The sequence below is a fragment of the uncultured Nostoc sp. genome, assembly GCF_964245575.1.
In the GTDB taxonomy this organism is placed as follows: Bacteria; Cyanobacteriota; Cyanobacteriia; order Cyanobacteriales; family Nostocaceae; genus Nostoc.
The window spans coordinates 1-19,076 of sequence record NZ_CAXTNP010000154.1 but is presented as its reverse complement, the minus strand read 5'-3'; the positions used below and the strand labels follow the sequence as shown (position 1 = coordinate 19,076).

Annotated in this window: 21 protein-coding genes; 13 read left to right on the top strand and 8 right to left on the bottom strand. The window is 40.4% G+C overall.

The features are described from left to right. Nucleotides 1-256 precede the first annotated feature (256 nt). The gene (locus tag ACFFAP_RS22755) at nucleotides 257-712 is read right to left on the bottom strand and encodes a DUF29 domain-containing protein (protein ID WP_375513350.1); all 456 of its coding nucleotides are present in this window, start codon (nucleotides 710-712) and stop codon (nucleotides 257-259) included. A 327-nt stretch (nucleotides 713-1,039) separates the two neighbouring features. Between ACFFAP_RS22755 and ACFFAP_RS22750 the strand changes: the two genes are divergently transcribed. Continuing rightward, the gene (locus ACFFAP_RS22750) at nucleotides 1,040-1,168 is read left to right on the top strand and encodes a DUF4351 domain-containing protein (protein ID WP_375513349.1); all 129 of its coding nucleotides are present in this window, start codon (nucleotides 1,040-1,042) and stop codon (nucleotides 1,166-1,168) included. Nucleotides 1,169-1,213: 45 nt separating this feature from the next. Here the strand turns inward: ACFFAP_RS22750 and ACFFAP_RS22745 are convergent, their stop codons facing one another. Genes ACFFAP_RS22745 through petN form a run of 3 tightly spaced genes read right to left on the bottom strand, consistent with a single transcriptional unit; the run spans nucleotide 1,214 to nucleotide 1,655 of the window. Next, on the bottom strand, nucleotides 1,214-1,351 hold the full coding sequence (locus ACFFAP_RS22745) for a hypothetical protein (protein WP_375513348.1): 138 nt from the start codon (nucleotides 1,349-1,351) through the stop codon (nucleotides 1,214-1,216). Between the two features lie 45 nt (nucleotides 1,352-1,396). Further along, complete coding sequence (locus ACFFAP_RS22740; RefSeq protein WP_375513353.1) at nucleotides 1,397-1,561, bottom strand: hypothetical protein; 165 nt, start codon at nucleotides 1,559-1,561, stop codon at nucleotides 1,397-1,399. 4 nt (nucleotides 1,562-1,565) lie between these two features. Then, nucleotides 1,566-1,655 carry a cytochrome b6-f complex subunit PetN gene (gene petN / locus ACFFAP_RS22735; protein ID WP_012408302.1) on the bottom strand — a complete coding sequence of 30 codons (90 nt, stop codon included), beginning with the start codon at nucleotides 1,653-1,655 and terminating at the stop codon, nucleotides 1,566-1,568. 255 nt (nucleotides 1,656-1,910) lie between these two features. Here petN and ACFFAP_RS22730 point away from each other — a divergent pair, with 255 nt between their 5' ends. The 5 genes from ACFFAP_RS22730 (at nucleotide 1,911) to ACFFAP_RS22710 (ending at nucleotide 5,765) form a co-directional block, all read left to right on the top strand. Next, complete coding sequence (locus tag ACFFAP_RS22730) at nucleotides 1,911-2,567, top strand: histidine kinase dimerization/phospho-acceptor domain-containing protein (RefSeq protein WP_375513347.1); 657 nt, start codon at nucleotides 1,911-1,913, stop codon at nucleotides 2,565-2,567. 166 nt (nucleotides 2,568-2,733) lie between these two features. Then, the gene (locus ACFFAP_RS22725) at nucleotides 2,734-3,939 is read left to right on the top strand and encodes a sensor histidine kinase (RefSeq protein WP_375513352.1); all 1,206 of its coding nucleotides are present in this window, start codon (nucleotides 2,734-2,736) and stop codon (nucleotides 3,937-3,939) included. A 118-nt stretch (nucleotides 3,940-4,057) separates the two neighbouring features. Next, nucleotides 4,058-4,492: a hypothetical protein gene (locus ACFFAP_RS22720; RefSeq protein WP_375513351.1), complete on the top strand. Its 435-nt coding sequence runs from the start codon at nucleotides 4,058-4,060 to the stop codon at nucleotides 4,490-4,492. A gap of 47 nt (nucleotides 4,493-4,539) precedes the next feature. Continuing rightward, nucleotides 4,540-5,103 (top strand): exonuclease domain-containing protein, encoded by a 564-nt coding sequence (locus ACFFAP_RS22715; protein ID WP_375513346.1) that lies wholly within the window; start codon nucleotides 4,540-4,542, stop codon nucleotides 5,101-5,103. Nucleotides 5,104-5,291: 188 nt separating this feature from the next. Then, nucleotides 5,292-5,765: a TspO/MBR family protein gene (locus tag ACFFAP_RS22710; protein WP_375513345.1), complete on the top strand. Its 474-nt coding sequence runs from the start codon at nucleotides 5,292-5,294 to the stop codon at nucleotides 5,763-5,765. A gap of 38 nt (nucleotides 5,766-5,803) precedes the next feature. Here the strand turns inward: ACFFAP_RS22710 and ACFFAP_RS22705 are convergent, their stop codons facing one another. The 3 genes from ACFFAP_RS22705 to ACFFAP_RS22695 all read right to left on the bottom strand — a co-directional run bounded on the left by ACFFAP_RS22705 (nucleotide 5,804) and on the right by ACFFAP_RS22695 (nucleotide 10,102). Beyond that, entirely contained in the window at nucleotides 5,804-6,193 is a 390-nt protein-coding gene (locus tag ACFFAP_RS22705; protein WP_375513344.1) for a hypothetical protein, read from the bottom strand. Nucleotides 6,194-7,733: 1,540 nt separating this feature from the next. Then, entirely contained in the window at nucleotides 7,734-9,026 is a 1,293-nt protein-coding gene (locus ACFFAP_RS22700; RefSeq protein ID WP_375513343.1) for a hypothetical protein, read from the bottom strand. Between the two features lie 434 nt (nucleotides 9,027-9,460). Further along, nucleotides 9,461-10,102 carry a hypothetical protein gene (locus ACFFAP_RS22695; protein ID WP_375513342.1) on the bottom strand — a complete coding sequence of 214 codons (642 nt, stop codon included), beginning with the start codon at nucleotides 10,100-10,102 and terminating at the stop codon, nucleotides 9,461-9,463. A 1,218-nt stretch (nucleotides 10,103-11,320) separates the two neighbouring features. Between ACFFAP_RS22695 and ACFFAP_RS22690 the strand changes: the two genes are divergently transcribed. The 7 genes from ACFFAP_RS22690 (at nucleotide 11,321) to ACFFAP_RS22660 (ending at nucleotide 18,296) form a co-directional block, all read left to right on the top strand. Next, nucleotides 11,321-11,749 (top strand): hypothetical protein, encoded by a 429-nt coding sequence (locus tag ACFFAP_RS22690; protein ID WP_375513341.1) that lies wholly within the window; start codon nucleotides 11,321-11,323, stop codon nucleotides 11,747-11,749. Between the two features lie 551 nt (nucleotides 11,750-12,300). Then, nucleotides 12,301-13,659: an APC family permease gene (locus ACFFAP_RS22685; RefSeq protein WP_375513340.1), complete on the top strand. Its 1,359-nt coding sequence runs from the start codon at nucleotides 12,301-12,303 to the stop codon at nucleotides 13,657-13,659. Between the two features lie 216 nt (nucleotides 13,660-13,875). Next, nucleotides 13,876-14,535, top strand: a complete 660-nt coding sequence (locus ACFFAP_RS22680; protein ID WP_375513339.1) for an SAM-dependent methyltransferase — start codon at nucleotides 13,876-13,878, stop codon at nucleotides 14,533-14,535. Between the two features lie 255 nt (nucleotides 14,536-14,790). Beyond that, on the top strand, nucleotides 14,791-15,600 hold the full coding sequence (locus tag ACFFAP_RS22675; protein WP_375513338.1) for a glucose 1-dehydrogenase: 810 nt from the start codon (nucleotides 14,791-14,793) through the stop codon (nucleotides 15,598-15,600). A 62-nt stretch (nucleotides 15,601-15,662) separates the two neighbouring features. Continuing rightward, nucleotides 15,663-17,066 (top strand): glycoside hydrolase 100 family protein, encoded by a 1,404-nt coding sequence (locus ACFFAP_RS22670; RefSeq protein WP_375513337.1) that lies wholly within the window; start codon nucleotides 15,663-15,665, stop codon nucleotides 17,064-17,066. 356 nt (nucleotides 17,067-17,422) lie between these two features. Further along, entirely contained in the window at nucleotides 17,423-17,725 is a 303-nt protein-coding gene (locus tag ACFFAP_RS22665) for a hypothetical protein (RefSeq protein ID WP_375513336.1), read from the top strand. 103 nt (nucleotides 17,726-17,828) lie between these two features. Then, the gene (locus tag ACFFAP_RS22660) at nucleotides 17,829-18,296 is read left to right on the top strand and encodes a hypothetical protein (protein ID WP_375513335.1); all 468 of its coding nucleotides are present in this window, start codon (nucleotides 17,829-17,831) and stop codon (nucleotides 18,294-18,296) included. 57 nt (nucleotides 18,297-18,353) lie between these two features. On the opposite strand, the gene ACFFAP_RS22655 is transcribed toward ACFFAP_RS22660, so the two are convergent. Beyond that, complete coding sequence (locus tag ACFFAP_RS22655) at nucleotides 18,354-18,530, bottom strand: hypothetical protein (RefSeq protein WP_375513334.1); 177 nt, start codon at nucleotides 18,528-18,530, stop codon at nucleotides 18,354-18,356. Nucleotides 18,531-19,076: the final 546 nt, after the last annotated feature.

Below are 19,076 nucleotides of genomic sequence, written 5' to 3'. Positions count from 1 at the left end.
AAGCGCGCCGTTCGCGGAGCGTCTCGTAGAGAAGGCATCGCCTGCAAAATCTCCAGCGTGCGATCGCTTCTTCTCTTCTTACTCTATATCCTCTGCGCCTGGAGCGGGCGTTGCTGATTTCATCTATGAAAACGATTCTACATGATATCAAAATCTTTGTAGAGACTAGCAATTGCTAGTCTCTACATCTGGATTCATACCGCAATTCAGCAACGCCCTGAAGCGCCTCTATGTGAGACAAAAAAGGTGATTATAATTAATTTGGGAATAAGTCAGAATCTAAGGTTTCATCAACAGAAAAAGGATAGTCTTTAGGAAAAATAGACAGAGGAAGCCCTATTTCAATAGATGCTTCTTTTCGAGCATGTTGGTAACAACTGTCAAAAACTTCCGTGTAATAGGATTTTAAGCTAGGACTATCGACAAATGCTTCTTGTAACCTTTGACGATGTTCATAGATTGTATATAACCAGCTATTGGATCGGTTCTGGGGTTGAAATTTGTATTTGAGAAGGTGCATTAAAAACACTCTAAGATTACTCCTTAAAGCATTTTTGTCACTTATTCCCATACTTTCAATTTCTTCAATTAAATTTTCTAAATCTAATTCTAAAAATAATTTATTTTTTAATAAATCAACAGTGTGTTCTAACCATAATTGATAATCCTGTGCATAGAGACTATTGGTTTTAGGAACAGATTGATTGCTCATAATCTTCTCCTTTATGGATATATAATTTTAACATTATTTCTGTTATTTCAGAGTGTGCATTAGCGTAGCTTACGGCAGGTATCGAGTGTCTGCGCTGGATCTAGCTGCAAGGTAACTAAATCCAGCGCGGATACAATTGATTTCTAGGTTTATTGATACCTACCTACGACTCAATGCTCAAGAAGAAGAAATTTTCCAGACTGAAATTGCTCAATTTGAACCAACTCAACAGAGGTAGTTATGGAAATCGTCACAAGTTGTATGGGATCTGGGATACAACAAGGAGAATTTAAAATAATCCAGCGTCTATTAACAAAGTGAATTGGTGTGATTAGTACTGAACTACAAGAGCAACTGCGTGGGTTATCGTTAACTAAGTTAGAGGATTTAGCCGAAGCCTTACTAGATTTCTCCACTGAAGCTGATTTAGTGGCTTGGTTACAACACCATCAATAAAATATGTATTTTAACAAGCGATCGCACTTTTTTACTTTTGGCAGTTCATTCCAAACAGTGTTGGCGTTGGGTAGCCTCTTGTAGAGAAGGCATCGCCTGATTTTTTCCTTGGACTTCTTCTGTACTGGTCGCAAAGGTAACAGTTATTTCCTGGGAATGCCAGAAAAAACAGTGTAGGGACATGATATTATCATGTCCCTACAAAAAGATTGTTCAACCACAAGCAAATTATCGCCGCTTGGGAGTGGCGCTGCGGGTGGTGCGTTTGTCTTCATCTCGGCGACGGCGATCGCGCCAATCTGCCAGGGTCAAATAACCAATACCACCAGTCACTACTACAAGCAGCACTACAGCAACTAAAACCAAAATATTCAAGAATGGACTTTCCACCATGCCTCTACAGTCCGTTACGTCCCCAGACTACCATTGCAATTGACCAAGTGAACACAACTAACAGTGATACCCAACCTAGTGTCAAAATCTCCATAGTCCCGCTTTTAAAATAATTACAAAAGGTTTCTAATATTTATCATACAGGGATTGGGCAGGCTCAGATTTTTTTATCAATAACATTGTCAGTTTTGCGTGCGGTCACAAATCAGACACTATCTTTTATTAATACGCTAGTACTCTACGTAATAATGAAAACTAATATAAAAAAGTAGCGATCGCGCTTTCCCACTAGATGGTGGGAATACTAGAGTTCTGGGTATATCTTTCAAATCCACCAACCCCTAGTATCATGCCGACATTTTTCAACTATCCTTTCCACTCTAACGGTTTTGTTCCCCACGGACATTGTTATCTCTGGCAAACTGGATTAGTTTGGCTCCACATTATTTCTGATGCCACGATCGCTCTAGCCTATTATTCTATTCCCTTCCTACTGATTTACTTTATTTCCAAGCGCAAAGATGTTCCTTTCAATGGAGTATTTTTGTTATTTGGTGCTTTTATCATTGCCTGCGGTACTGGACATTTGATGGATATTTGGACGCTTTGGCATCCAGACTATTGGGTTGCAGGTGGTTTAAAAGCTTTAACTGCCTTTATTTCGATATATACGGCATTTGCGTTATTTTATCTCATGCCTCAAGCTCTAACACTACCTAGCCCTGCCCAGTTAGAAGCTATCAATCGAGTGCTTTCAAGCGAAATTGTCGAGCGCAAGCGCATCGAGAAAGAACTACGCATTGCAGAGGAAATCGCTCAAAACTCCAGCCAAGCCAAGAGTGAATTTCTTGCAAATATGAGTCATGAACTACGCACACCCCTTAACGGCATCCTGGGTTATACACAAATTCTCCAACGCACAGAATCTTTGAGTGAAAAAGGACGCAAAGGACTAAGGACTCAGCATTATTTATCAATGTGGTTCTCATCTTTTAACTCTAATTAATGATGTCCTCGATCTTTCCAAGATAGAAGCCCGGAAGTTAGAATTGTATCCTGTTGATTTCTACTTGCCTGCCTTTATAGATAGCGTGACTGAAATTTGCCGCATCAAGGCAGAACAAAAAGTCATCGCATTTCACATCGAGCTCGATCCTGATTTACCAACGGGTATTCATGCTGATGAAAAACGCTTACGGCAAGTACTGATTAACTTGCTTAGTAATGCCAATGGAGAAAGTGCGATCGCGCAAGCCGAACGCAATCAACCAGAGTTGATTTTGCTGGATGTACAAATGCCGGGTATTGACGGATTTGAAACTTGTTGTCGCCTGAAAGCCAATCCTGTTACCCAAAACATTCCAATTATTTTCACCACTGCCTTAGCGGATACGGAAAGCAAAACGAAGGGATTTTCTCTTGGTGCAGTAGACTATATCCCTAAACCTTTTGCACAAGAGGAAGTCATTGCTAGAGTGCGCGTGCATTTACAACTCAAAAAATTGACTGAATCTTTGGAACAACAAGTCAGCGATCGCACCAAGGCTTTGCAAAAAGCCCAAGTCAAGCTGGTACAGCAAGAGAAACTATCAACACTTGGAGAGTTAATCTCTGGTATTGGACATGAAATCAATAACCCCATCAACTTTATTTCCAGCAATATTCCACCCTTGGAAGGATACATTGTAGGAGTAACCGAGTTGCTCCTACTGTATGAACAAGAGTATCCAAACCCAACATCCAAAATTACCACTGCTATTGAGGACTTGGATCTAAACTTCGTTCTCGAAGATATGGCAAAAATCTTGAACTCACTCCAGTTAGGAAGTGAACGAATTCGGAACCTTTCTAATTCACTTCGCAACTTCTGTCGCTCGGATAGGGATGCCAAAATATCTGCTGATTTGCACCAAGGATTAGATAGTACACTAATGATTTTGCAACACCGTATCAAGGCTAATGGCGCTCGTCCCGGCATTGAAGTTATTAAAAGTTATGGAGTATTACCAGAGGTAAACTGCTATATTGGGCAGATGAATCAAGTATTTATGAACATTCTGGCAAATGCAATTGATGCTATTGATGAAGCTATAACACAAGGTAAAATGAGCAATCTAATTCCTCAGATTCAAATTGCAACAGAAATAGATTCTGAAGAATTGGTTGTAATTCGGATTGCTGACAATGGGATTGGTATTCCTGAACGGCTTAAAAAACGCTTGTTTGAGCCGTTGTTTACCACAAAAAACGTTGGAAAAGGCACTGGACTTGGCTTGTCGATAGCATACGAAATAGTTGTAGAGAAACACAACGGTGTATTAGATGTGAATTCTCAACCAGGTATGGGAACCGAGTTTATCATCAAAATTCCCACATAAGAGCAGCATTTAATTAATTACAAAACTGCTCTAGCATTTATCATACTGAAGAGTAAGGAAAACCCCAATACCTAATCCCTATCTATATAGAGTGAACGCAACTTTAGATGCTCAACTGATGGCAGAACGCCTAGAATCCCTGAAAGCTGGAATAATAGGGGGTTTATCTGTGTGTTTTGCTTTTGCTCTTTCTATTGTTTTGAATACTTTCGTACTGGCAAAGTATTTTCAGACACTCACATGTCTGCAAAATGATCTTGACTGGCACTTGTGGGTGAGTGGTGCAGTTGCAAGTTTTACTGGTTTACTATTTGGTGTCACCTACCGCTATATCATCCGCTCAGATAAAAATCCTCAACTCAAAGCTGGTGGTGTACTGGCCTTTGGCTTAGTGCGGGGATTAACTCAGATAGAACTTGGCTGGAATTCTCACAGCACAATTTGGCCTTTTTTGGTGTTGGCGGGAGAAAGTGTGTTGTGGTTTGCGTTGGCTGCGATCGCTCTTAATGTCGCTATTCAACTCCGTTGGGTTAAACCTTTTTCATCAATCTAAATTCCCTATGCCCGGAAAATTAAGTATAATTTGTTATTGGTATTTAGATGGAAACTAAAATATCCCACTATTATTTGATAATCGATCTGGAAGCTACGTGCTGTCACAGTGGGACTATTCCCCGTCATGAAATGGAAATTATCGAAATTGGTGCGGTTATGCTCAATCGAGCAACCTGGGAAATTGATTCCGAGTTTCAGCAATTCATTCAACCTGTGAGACATCCGCAACTGACAGGTTTTTGCACCGAATTGACTAGTATTCGTCAGCAAGATGTTGACGAAGCGCCAAAATTTATAAAGGCAATTTCTGGCTTCAAAGAATGGATTGATTCATTTCCCAATTATATTTTTTGTTCTTGGGGCAATTACGACAAAAAGCAATTTATTCAAGATTGCACGTTTCATAATTTCCCTTATCCTTTTAGTTCCGAACACATAAATATCAAAGAGGAATTTTCAGAATATCTTGGTGTGTCTAAAAAATTTGGCATGGCACAGGCTCTCAATGAGTTGGGGATAGAATTAAAAGGTAGACATCATCGTGGTATTGATGATGCCCGCAACATTGCATCTATCTATAGACAGATTAAAACTAAAAAATTAAGCTAAATAATGGGTAAGTTGTAACGTAGCATCTTCAACTGTTGCAGTGCATTACGAAGATCGTTGCTACTAAATTGGATATTTTTTAATTGAAAGTCTCAATATAGGTGCAGCGATACCTTCTTTACGGAACGCTAACGCAGCCCCTAACTAGACTACAAGTAGTAATCATCCTACTATCGCAGGAAACCTTTGTGAAAGCTAGATGGATTATCACAGCAGTGTCAGCAGCACTATTTTTCGGCGGTAGCCTGCTGACATCATTGCGCGACCCTTGGTTTCAGAATTTGCAGCGTCCCGACTGGTTAACCTTTGAATTCCTCATCCCGTTTATCTGGATATTCATTTGGGTGTGTCTGACAATCTCAGCAATTATCGTATGGGAGAGAAGCTCAAAACAGTCTCGTCCTTGGCTGTTGATGGCTATGTATGCAGCGATCGCCCTATTAACCTCAGTTTACAGTCCCATTGTGGTAGAACTTCGCAGCCTAACAGGTGGAATGATTGCTGGTGGCTTGGCAACGCTTCTCGTCTACATTTTGGCATTTCTGGTTAAGCCAATTTCCCAAAAAGCCTCTTGGCTATTCTTACCCTATGCTCTCTGGGGCCCTTTCGGTACTTATCTCACTTGGCTATTAATTCAACTTAATCAGGGTGCAACTAGATAAAAGACTTAGGCAAAATTTGATATTAATAATTTTTATTTCTAATCAAAGGGATTTTTGGATGTAGAATCTTTCTTGCTGGGTGAGTATTCAGAGCAATTCGTCGCTTCTTCTGTGAGAACAATAGAAGGATTGACCGCACATTTTAGATAATGATTATTGGAATAAAAGCTACAGTTTTTACAGGGAAGTTTGTGTAAAGCTTTGACGGGAAACACCATTTTATAATCTAAAATTGCCCGGATTTTTCGCAAGATTAGGAAAAGAACCATCCAACTAATTACAAACCCAACAGTGGATAAAAATATTGCTATATCAGTAATAGTTAATTCATGCGTTTGTGCTTTATTTTTTGTTGCTTCACTCACGATTACTTGATGTAAGTTACTATTGGCTGCTACAGTTATTGGCAACATTTGAGGATGATACATATTATTTACCTTTACTATATGTCTTTAGTGTCTTGATTTTTGGTAGCCAGTTAACTAACTAGTTATTTGGAAAAAGTCCTGACTATTACTGTGTTATCGGGATTAGATTGATAAGACTGTTTCTTTGGGAATATATAAACGTTTTTTGAGGAAGAAAATTCAGCAAGATTTTATAAACAAGACTTGATTTACGTAAATCATGACAAAGTTAGAAATCTTCCATATTAGAGATGTAAATATCAAAAAAATTTTGAAGATAACATTATTTAGGGTTTATGTTTATTGATCTGTTTATTAAAAAACAAATCACTACACATTTTTCAGTAGATCAGGTTCTAATGTTTATAAGGGTTTAATTATAGGTTTAGCAAAATAAAACTTCGGTCATATCTGTCAAGAGTTTTGCTTATATTTTTAAGTTATATACCCAAGGGGAGAAATTAGATTATGGACTTAAAACTAGATGTTTTTCTGTTAAAATATATGCAAAAATACTTTTAAAAGTTTCTAAACATTAAAACCATGCTGCTTTGTAAGTTATATTTATTACAAAAGTTTTGAATGTAATTATTTTTGCATTGGCAGCTTACCTAGTAGAGGGTTTTCGCTGAAGCTGGGGCTTTTGGAGTGCATGTAAATGGCCCCATGCATTGGCAGTGATTAATTCTATTTTCTTGAGTATTTTTACTCAATTACTTGACAACTAAGGTCAGGGCTATTTCATTGTCATCTAGTCCGCCTCAGAATGAATTCACCAGTCTAATAGCGAAAGTTGTCTAAAGAAGACTCTACGAGACGCAGTGTTTCGACTTACTTCGACTACGCTCAGGACAAGCTCAGTACAAGTCGCTTAACATAAATTCGCGTTTGGGTCTACGTTCCTCAACCCAACCTACTAGTACGCCACGGCGTAAATAGAGCAACCATTTAAAATCCCTAAAAAGCCCATTCCATAATACTTTTGACTTTTGACTTTTGACTTCCGCCTTGCGGTACTAGTCTGTTTCATTAATTTTGATAGGTAAATCAGTTTTTAAATTTCTCTTCTTACCTCTTTCTTCTCTGCGAGACGCGCAAGGGACGCGTACTTCGCGTCTTCTCTACCAGACGCGAAGCGCGAACGCGGTTCGTTCTCTTACCCCGCAAAATTAATGGGACAGACCACTACTAGCGTGACAGGCTTAAAATGTTGGGTTTCAAAAACTCACGAAAACCAAAATCTACTCATGAACAGAATTACTCAACCCAATAAATTAAGCTTGCCATGCTAATACATTAGAGTTATTTTTTAGGCAAAACCTACGCAGTATTGCCAGTTGCGTAAGTTCTGAATACTTTTACAAGCGATCGCCAGGTAAATAGACTTGCACTGTAGGGACACAGTATTACTCATACGTGTCAACAAAAGCCTAGAAATAGCTTAACTGTTGGCGGACTCACCCGCCTGGAACTTCAGTTTCTTGCGAGACATGACTTTTATCTTAAGTTGACACCAATGAGCATTACTGTACCCTTACAGAAATGAAAGCTGCTGTAAGAATTATGAATTACGGATTTTTAAAGAGCGGTGTTTGTAACGGACTATGCATAGTAGAACAATTAGCAATATAAGTGCTTTGATCATTGATGGCTCCACTACCCTCTTCACTTCCGTAGGGGTTTTAGGAGTAACATTACACGGAATCTCAATGATCTGTGTGTGATCGGAACCATTACCACTGGGAGTCAGATCGCATTCGCCTGTGCTAGTCAGAGACAAAGGTGCATTTCCTGAAGAAACAGATGAAACAGATGCTTGAGCTGAAGAACTATCGCCATTCAGTAGTAGAAGCAGAATTAAAGCAAGACCCCCAATCCCGAATATTGGCCAGAGTGGAAAGGAATCAGGACTGTCTTGTACCACAACATCTCCCACAGAGGCAGGGGAAGTATCAAAGCCTATTGCTTCTCCGTCCAACGCTAGTGGATTATCACTCAGCAATATATCTCCTGGGATATCTTCTCCCAACAGCTGACTAAATTCCTCTGGAATTGCGTTATTGGGACGTCCCAGTTCCCCACCATTTTCGGAGTATGGAAAGGATAGTACTTCAAAAATCCTCTGTTGGAGTTGGTTTGGATTTCCAGAACTCAACGCATTCAAACCTCTAGAGATTTTATTTAAATAGAAATTCGTCATCTCTGGCGACAGACCTAAAGACTGAATCTGCTCCTTAATGTTGGGGATTTTTGAGGCTTCTTCAAAGAGTAGTCGTCCGTATGACAACTTCAAGTCTAGTAATCCATTACGGAGACTGACAGAGTTATTGGTTCCTGAGTATGGTGACCAGTAGAACTGCTTGGTTACAAGTCCGAGTCCTTCTACTGGATTCCGACCAACAGGTTGTCCAAGAAGGTATTGAGAACCATCCATGATTCCGGGGGATTGGTTTTTCCAAAATGAGGCGTAAGGCACCTCAGAGAGATTGGGATTGTTACCGTAAAAGCTAGCGAAATTCTGGAAGTTTTGTTCCCCACCAGCTGCTCGTATCAAGAGGTTTTGATAGCTAGTCCCGTCGTTTAAATCCAGTAATCGCTGGATTACCGATCCAGTTTTATTGCAGGTCAGACCAAATCCCACATCACATCCAGGAATGACTCGCATCTGGCTCAGATTCTGGTTATTGATTTGGTACTGGAGATACTCATACTCCAGTCCTTGTTGGATACCATAGCGTCCAATATTGAGCTGTGCAAAAGTAGACTGACACGTAGTGAGTACTACTGCAACAGATGAGAATACGATGGTCGTAAACCGAACCGCCTTCTCTACAAGATGCTTTGCAAACGGCATTCCAATTCTTTGAACGATTGATTTAGGCAAGATGCACCTCCATTAAATGACAGCAATTTCATTGGTTGTTCACGTCCTTCTTTCAGTCCGTGGGGTTGATATTAATAGCTCCATAAATCCAAGGGGTCGCAGCAATACCGCAGACTCGGTGAGTCTGCGAACAGCATTCCTCTCTTTGGTAACTAGGATTGGGATTGGGAGAAAATTTCTTTACCCTACTCAGTGCTGAGTAGTGAGTGCCTCGGCAAGCGAGTAAATTAAGAATTACTCAATACTTATGTATTTGAGTTTGAGCAAGGCCCCTTGTGGGCGGTCTTTGAACTCAGCACGGGCTAAACGCCCCGCTATCGCTAACAGCACTCTTCATGAGTTGAGTGAGGTTTGAATCCCCATCTATACCCATTTCACTCCCCACCCCCCACTCCCTACTTCATTCAACTCTTAGGTAAAGAAATGTTGATCGTGATTCCAGTACCTTTGAGATTTCCTGATGAGAGTGTGTGATATAAGACCAATCCTCGGTTGGGTTGGTCGAAAAGAAACCCACGACGTGTGGGTTTGATCTTCCCTTCTTTTACTAAAGAGACAAAGGCTTCTAAATACCTACGTATACCTTGACGGTTCTCTGGACTAGTATTTGTATGACGCTTAATCAGCATCATAAAGAAGTCCAAACTACGATTTTCCTGTCCCTGAATCAGACTGCCCTCATCTAGGAAAGAACTTGCTATGAGCCTGCCATCAACTTGTTTAACCTTAAATAGGGTAAAGTAACGCCCTTCTTTTTTAGGATCGTTCGCATAACAGACCCAAGAACCCTCTTGATTCTGTATAAAACCCTGTTCAGCAAGGTAAGAAAGCAAAGAATTACTTGCCTTGGTTTGTACTGGAGGTAATAAATTATCAATAGGATCTAAAGAGCAAATCCTCTGTGTTGTTTTCTGTTGAGAAGCAGCAGGAGTCTCCTGGGTATAGACACGCAGGGGCTTGTCATCAGACATCGCCATAGTAGACATCGCAGCGATCGCAGATATTTGAAGAGCGATCGCTCCTAATAAACGAACAATGATATTCATGTTTTTCCTGTTACTGTTGCTGATGTTGGAAATAATCGAGTCGTTACTAAATCAAGATTGATCTAGCAGTCCTAAATCATTTGTTAAATTTAAGTGTTTGCTTCATTTGCTCGAGGTAGCTTAAGTTTTCAGCGATGAAATAGGGCTTTTATATAGGTAACTAACTACAAAGAGAAATCAATATCTAAATAAAACACACAATATTAATGTCTTATTGACAAGACAAATTAGGCTTTTCGATATTTTTAGATATACGAAAAACAACTGACTTATTGTCAAAACTTTCCTATTTACTCTTGTCTAATTTTTTGCCATTTTAAGAGGGTTTTATACCTTCTTAGCTAGCTCTAATGATTTCTAAAAGAGGACTTTGTGAGCTATTTAGTACCTTATATAAGCAGAATTTCAAAAGCTCTGTGCTTTGCACGTTGGCGCTTTTGTGGATTTCCTTGGTGGGTTGAATAATTTTTCTTTTTTGGAGGTAGCGCACCTAATTAGCTGTTTCAGCATGTTTGAAACTTGATGTATAAAATAATATCTCCTAACAGTAAAATAATATTACCATGAGCTTGAGACATGCAACACTATTGTGGACAGTTGTCAAAGTTGTACACAGTGATTTGTAACTACCTCTTGATTAAATTTCATGGCAAATAGCTGAGAATCAAAATTAATTTACTTATACATTACTAGCACCGCAAGGCGGAAGTCAAAAATCACGCATTCACTCCTTCAGGCATAATTGTATTCCAAGCTCTTGTGCCATTTGAAATGGTATGTTTATTTCTGTCGTGCTGTACTAGTATTTTCAAATCTAGTACTTTTGCTCTTAAGTTAGCCAAGTCATGTTTTAAATATAACAAAATAATCGTTAAACATACGTGCAAAATATATGATTATCGCCGGATAAGCCTGATTCTCTGAACTTTAAGCTACAAGCGATCGCATGAAACAAAGTTAAATTACATTACTAAGTATAAAATTTACGATTTAGCAAGCTGTTGTTGCTATAAACCTTATAAGCGTCTAAGGCTCAGATTCCCTAATCGAATAATTAAGTCTAGCTATATATTGTCACGACGAAAGAGTATATCCTTAAATTTGCCCTGGAGATAGAGGAATATCTCAAGCAAAGTTAGTAAATTTAGAAGTTGGAGTGGTAACAAGCTCTGACTCAAATTAAGATATTAACTTGGTATTTTTACAAGCCTTAGCAGTATGAATGTGGAATTTTTTAACAGGATTCCTTTGAGGCCTTTAGTATTACTATGGCTGGCTTACACTCTCCTGGGATGGTATCTTGCTGCTCATCATATTATTTGGTTAGCAGGAGCTTTTGTCGCTGCTATGGTTATAGCTGTAGTGCGAAGAAGTATTTCTTGGTTAGAGCGTTTAGTTGAATTTGGCTCTCAAACCTTAATTATTATATTATTTTTAAGTATATCAATTGCTTTAGTAGCAACTTGGTCGCTATTATTAAGGCTTTTTATGATGCCCCTAGCAACTACGGTTTTAGCTGATTTGGAAATGCGCTTTTATGGCTTCAATAAGCTAGATTCATTTTGGATTTTAACAGTCATAGCAATATTAGGTTTGGTGATAGGTGAATTGATAGATATTTTCCTTTTTCCCAGTAGCAGATACTAAAGGAGTAAGGGTAAAAAGAGATTTTTATTATTTATTAAGTAAGAGCGGACATTTGTGCTTCCTTACTTAATCTGAAGTTTTAGGCGATCGCTGTCTCTTGCTGCCTGATAAAACAAATCACGATTATGCACTATTAGTCAATCATTCTTTAGATTACTATAAATCCCACTCAAGGAAGACGTTTTATTGAATTAGATTTTCTAGCCTATTACCAGAATTAAGACAAACTAACAATGTAAATACTTCTGAGAGAAGTCAGAGGCAGATAGCGAATATTTGGGCCTTAACAGCGAACTAGGACATGGTTTCCTGTTCAAAATTGAGTTGCCATTGTTCTAAAAAGCATAGATATTGTCTAGCAAGAGAAATTGAAGCGATCGCTGTAGGAAAACTGCTCTGAATGTGGCGAGATGAATATTACCGTTTGAAGACATATCTCTGATGATTGTCATTTTTGAGTCACATTTGTTTTGAACCATAGAAATATAGGTAAAACAGTGCAAAAAAAAACAAAGCGGCGAGTTCCCACTCAACACTAATAAGGAAGTAATGTGAGTAGACGTAAAGACTACAATTTGCTTCAGCAGACAGCAACAACTGAAGTAGCAGTACCCAAGCCATCGCTGACATTACCAGACGCAGTGGCTCTAATTGTCGGTATCGTCATCGGGGCGGGGATTTTTGAAACCCCGGCTCTAGTGGCAAATCAAGCAGGTAGTAATATTGCTGTACTACTTTTTTGGCTAATTGGTGGTCTGGTATCTCTGGTAGGAGCGCTGTGCTATGCAGAGTTGGCGACTGTCTATCCCGACGTTGGTGGTGCATACTATTATTTGAAACGTGCATTTGGGCAAAGAGTCGCCTTTTTATTTGCCTGGGCGCGGATGACAGTGATTCAAACTGGTTCTATTGCCCTGTTGGCATTTGTTTTTGGCGATTATGTTTCTCAGATATGGCGGCTAGGTACATTTTCGTCTTCTATCTATGCAGCCATAGCGATCGCATTTTTAACTGCTTTGAACATCATCGGTTTGCAGCAGGGTAAGTGGACACAAAACTTGCTCAGTGCTGCGAAAGTTCTGGGTTTATTACTGGTAGTAATTCTTGGGCTTACCGCCATTCCTAATTCTGCCGTCCCTGTAGAATCTGCATCATCAGGAACGTGGGGACTGGCGATGGTGTTTGTGCTGCTCTCTTACGGCGGTTGGAATGAGGCGGCTTACATCTCGGCAGAAATTCAAGATGGACAACGTAACATTGTGCGATCGCTAATGTGGAGTATTGGCATCATTACCGCTATTTACTTACTCATCAATCTGGCTTACCTGCGGGGACTGGGATTAGCCAACATGGCCCAGTCAGAAGCAGTAGCCGCAGATTTAATGCGCTCTCTTTGGGGCGCACCAGGAGCCTTGTTCATCAGTGTATTGATTGCGATCGCTACTTTGGGAGCAACCAACGCCACAATCTTTACCGGAGCGCGTACCAACTACGCACTGGGACAGGATTTTTCGCTATTTGGTTTTATGGGACGCTGGCAACAACGTCCTAGCAGTCCTACCCATGCCTTATTATTGCAAGCTGCGATCGCCTTAGCACTGATTTTTTTAGGCACGCTCACCCGTAAGGGCTTTGAAACAATGGTGGATTACACCGCCCCGATATTTTGGTTCTTCTTCTTGCTTTCCGGCATATCACTGCTGATATTGCGAATCCGCGAACCCCACATAGTTCGTCCATTCCGTGTGCCATTTTATCCTTTCACACCATTGCTTTTTTGTGCTGTCTGCGGTTACTTGCTTTATTCCAGCTTGGTTTATACAGGTGTGGGAGCAGTTGCAGGTGTTTTAGTTGTGGCAGCAGGTATTCCGTTGTTGTTCTGGAATAACTACCGCCAAGGTAGGACTTAATACAATTTTGGATTTTGGATTTTGGATTTTGGATTTTGCAACCTAAACCTCACACTATAGCAATCCTATCTGAGTTGTGAAAATGAACGAACCGCCTTCTCTACGAGAGGCTTTCACAAATGATTTAGGACTGCCATATAAGCAATTCAAAATTCTATGAATATCAGTTGTTTTACTAACTACTGACCACAAGTTACTGAACCAAGGAGAAAATTTATGAACTTCAAAAAAATTCTGTTTTTACTGGTTACAGGCGTTAGTATTACCAGCTTGGGAATTGCTGGGTGTACGCCGCAACAGCAAGATTTGGAAGCCGAGACACAACGTTCTACTTTGACGGGTCAGACCGAAGCCGAAATACCAGCTACGATAACTCCCACAACTCAACCACAAGAACGCCCCGGCGATGTTCCTTATGTACCTACACCACAGCCAGTGGTAGATGCTATGTTGCAAGTGGCAAAAGTAGGTAAGAATGATCTGCTTTACGACCTTGGAAGCGGTGATGGGAGAATTGTCAATACTGCGGCACAAAAATATGGTACGCGCGGCGTTGGCATAGATATTAGCCCCGAACGCATCAAAGAAGCTAATGAGAATGCTAAGAAGGCAGGGGTAACCGATCGCGTGAAGTTTGTCCAGCAAGATTTGTTTAAAACTGATTTTAGTGAAGCAACAGTAGTTACACTTTACTTACTGCCCGAAGTTAACGCCAAACTCCGTCCCAAACTATTGAGTGAACTCAAACCTGGTAGCCGCATTGTCTCCCACGCCTTCGATATGGGGGATTGGAAACCAGATCAGAAGCTGAATGTAGGGGGCAAAACTGTTTACTATTGGGTAGTTCCTGAAAAAGTGCCAGCGAATTTACGGTAGGGACTAATACCTATTCATAATTTAGAGGCGTCAGATTCAAGTTAAGTTTCCATCTCTTGAATCTGTAGCCTGATTTTTGAGAATTGGTTTAAGAAATTCAAAATCATCAAAACCTATTTTTTAATTTTGAATTCCCTCCTTTGGGGGTTGACGATGCCAATTTTAAACTTTGAATTGAACGAATAATCCAAAATCTAAAATCTAAAATAGTTTAATTGAGTGCAAATTCAAGCAAGAGCAGCTTAGGCAGGAAATATGATAGGGTTAAAAGGAAAGAATGCTTTAATTACAGGTGCAACTTCAGGTATCGGTCAGGCGATCGCTATCAGACTCGCTCAAGAAGGGTGCAACATCGCCATCAATTACCGCAAAGACTCTAAAGCGGCAGCAGACACGGAAGAGATGGCATTGCAAAAAGCCTGCGGAAATATCGAAAATTGTGGTGTGAAGTCGCTACTGGTTCAAGGAGATGTCTCCCAAGAGTCCGACATTGTTGGGATGGTCAACACCGTAGTAAAGGAATTTGGCAGTTTAGATATTTTAATTAACAATGCTGGCATTCAAAAAGAAAGTCCATCCCACGAAGTTACCACAGCAGACTTTGACCGGGTAATTGCAGTCAATCTCCGGGGTGCTTATCTCTGCGCCCGTGAAACTATTAAACACCTCCTGTCTGTTAATCGTCCGGGAGTGATTATTAATATTTCCAGCGTTCACGAAATTATTCCGCGACCGATGTATATCAGTTATTCCATTAGCAAAGGCGGTATGGAAAACCTGACCAAAACTTTAGCATTGGAATATGCAAGCCAAGGTATTCGTGTCAACGCCATTGGCCCCGGAGCAACAATCACGCCAATAAATCAAGCCTGGATAGATGACCCCAAAAAAAAGGCGCTCGTGGAAAGTCACATCCCAATGGGGCGTGCTGGCTCCTCTGAGGAGATGGCAGCCGCAGTAGCTTTTTTAGCTTCGGATGAAGCCGCCTATATCACCGGACAAACGTTGTTTGTAGATGGTGGATTGACTCTGTATGCTGACTTCCGGGAAAGCTGGTCAGCTTGAGGTAAGGCTGGCGTACTTTCCACAATTGAGCCGATATATACCATTAGTGGAATTAGACGCCTATGACTAGCGCGATCGATAAGAACAGTCAGCTGTCAGCAGAAGCCTGGGAATTGTTGGAAAAGTCCATAATTTATTACCAGGGAAAACCTATTGGGACTGTAGCCGCCCACGATCCACAGTTAGACGCACTCAATTATGACCAGTGCTTCCTGCGCGATTTTGTCCCTTCTGCCTTGGTGTTTCTCATGCATGGCAAAGCAGAGATTGTGCGTAACTTCTTAGTAGAAACACTGAAATTACAAAGTCATGAAAAGCAGATGGACTGCTTTGAACCAGGAGCGGGGTTAATGCCTGCAAGTTTTAAAGTACATTCCAATGGGAATGAGGAATTTTTAGTCGCTGATTTTGGTGAGCAGGCGATCGCTCGCGTTCCCCCAGTTGATTCCTGTATGTGGTGGATTCTCTTGCTACGGGCTTATGAAAAAGCTACAGGCGATTTGGCTCTAGCGCGTCAGCCAAATTTTCAACAAGGAATCAAGTTAATTTTGGATCTTTGCCTGGTACATCGATTTTCCCTGTACCCAACAATGTTAGTTCCCGATGGCGCGTTTATGATTGACCGTCGCATGGGAGTCTACGAACATCCTTTAGAAATTCAAGTATTATTCTACGCGTCCCTCAGGGCTGCTAGTGAATTGCTTTTACCAGATGGGGATGGCGATACTTACCTCGGCAAAGTCAATAGGCGATTGGGAGCTTTGAAATATCATATCCGCAACTATTACTGGCTAGACCTAAAGCGATTGGGGGAAATCTATCGTTACAAGGGTAACGAATTTGGTAAAGAAATTGTTAATAAATTCAACATCAACTCAGAATCAATTCCCGGTTGGTTGACCGAGTGGTTACCTGAAACTGGAGGATATTTAGCGGGAAATCTGGGCCCAGGACGAATGGATTTTCGGTTTTTTGCTCTGGGAAATCTGATGGCAATCTTAGCTTCTTTAGCAAGCGAAACAGAATCTCAAAGGATTATGAATTTATTTGCCCAACGCTGGCAAGACTTGATTGGCTATATGCCTATTAAAATCTGCTTTCCAGCTTTAGAAGGTTTAGAGTGGAGAATTGTTACAGGATGTGACTCTAAGAACACCGCTTGGTCTTATCACAACGGTGGTAACTGGCCCGTTTTACTGTGGTTATTTACCGCCGCGGCACTGAAAGCAGGTCGAACAGAACTTGCTCAAGCAGCTGTAGCCATTGCTGAAAGGCGTTTATTTAAGGATAAATTTCCAGAATACTACGATGGACACAATGGCCGTTTGATTGGCAAAGAAGCCAGAATCTATCAAACTTGGAGCATTGCCGGATTGCTAGCAGCCAAAAAGTTGCTAGAAAATCCAGATTACTTGGAATTAATCAGCTTTGCAGAGGGTCTTGAAGGCCCAGGCTGTAGCCTGTAGATACTGATTTGCCCCCCAAAGCGATGATTTAGCCGTTGTACTTATACAAGATGCCTCTGCTAACTAGTACAGCGCGGCAAAAATCAAGCTACCATTTAAAACAAGCAAAAGCCTTGATATACAAAACTTTTGAATGCGTGAATGCGTGAATGCGTGAATGCGTGACTTCCGCCTTGCGGTACTAGTACAGCAACTCTTGGAGATGCTATACGTAACAAGATTCCCAAAGGTAAACTTTAAATTTTCAAATACCGGATAACTGATACACTATATTGTAAGAGGTATCTGAAGTGTCATACTGAGTAGTATCACAAGATAGTCTTTGCATCATTAACACGTTTTAACGTGTATAAACCATGAAAACTACTTCAGATTTAATTTCAGAATTTGAACAACTATTCAGACAAAAATTACAACTAAATAATTGTAAACTTAGAAAGAAAAGACAAGAGAATAATTATGAAATTATTACTCCCGCTAAAGACATTTTTTTGATGTATTGGTCTGAATTCCCAGATGTTAACTTAATATATCAAGCCGTAGGGGTACGCACTCAGCAGACTGGGGTTTATGAACGAGCTATCCGCTCCCACATTAGTTCTAGTCTGAGTAGTATTCAGGGGAATCCTAGCTCTGAATCACCATTATTGGTGAACTAACTAATACTCAGATAATACACAGAATATTTACTAAGCTCTCGCCAGTTTTATCATATAACTGACGAGAGTGAATCACCGAAAATCTGTTGATCAAGAGATAAAAATGCAATCCGAAAAAAATCAAGATCAGCTAGATTATAAAACTTTGTTAGCCAATGCAAAGCAAGCCTTAAAACTTGAATACCATAAATCAGCTGCTTTAGCTTCCCAACTGCAAGCCATCAAAACTCAGTTAGAGCAAGTTCAGGCTGAAAACAAAACTCTAAGGGAGAGTGCTTACGAAGATGTAATTAAGCACTTTGAGGCGCGGACTCAAGCAGCAGAAGCACTAGCGCTAAAAACAGAAGTACGCCAAAGATTCCTTGAAGCCAATGGTTGCAACGATGATCAGAGCTTCGATACTCTATGGGATAGCATTAAAAATAAGATTCAGATCCAAGATGGTGGAGTGAGAATCGTTGCTCAAAATGGTACTCCTAAATTCACTTTAACAGGCAGCATGATGACTTTGAGGGATTTTATTCAGTCCCTCAAACAAGACCCAATCTCTAGAAAGTTTTTCTACAACTAAAGATCCAAATTCATGAAAGTTTCTCGCTAGAAGCTGACTAGAGATTGTCCAAGAAAGCTATTCATCTTCGTCTCCTGGCGGTCGTTCGCTCTTGCTTTGTTGGTCGTGCCACTCCAAAATAATGTGTTCCAACATCTCAGACTGCGTACACTTATTAACATCGGCGTACATTTTAATCAACTGTCTCACTTCAGGACTAATGTGGCGGATCTCTAGTTGATTATTTTGTAGCATGTCGATTAACTTTTAGTGTCTATTACATATAGGACTCATATTTGATTGCGTGAAAAAACTCAGTACATCTTTATTCCTTTTTCCCAGTCCCAAGTATTGAGTCTCTACGAGTAATTCACCGAATCAAATCGGATTGCTATAGGAATCGTATTTGATTTTTGAAATTATCTACGTGGTGCGCGAAGGGCAGCGCAAGCACTAGAAGCGGGGAGTGGGGAGTAGGGAATAGGGAATTAGGCTTTTCGAGTTGTACCGAGCTTTTTCAGAAATCAAATATTAGTCCTATATATATTCAATTATTAAACTATAGCAATCCTTGCAGGAGTCGTGAAAAATATAGATAAGGAAACGAACCGCCTTTCCTTCCCTACGGGACGCTGCACGAACGGAACGCTTTGCGTTCGCGCAGCGTCTCTAAGAGTTGAACGCCAAGGACGCAAAGGGAAGAAAGAAGAAAGAGATATAGAATTTTCACAAATGATTTAGGACTGCTATATAGGACTCATATTTGATTGCGTGAAAAAAACTCAGTACACCTTTATTCCT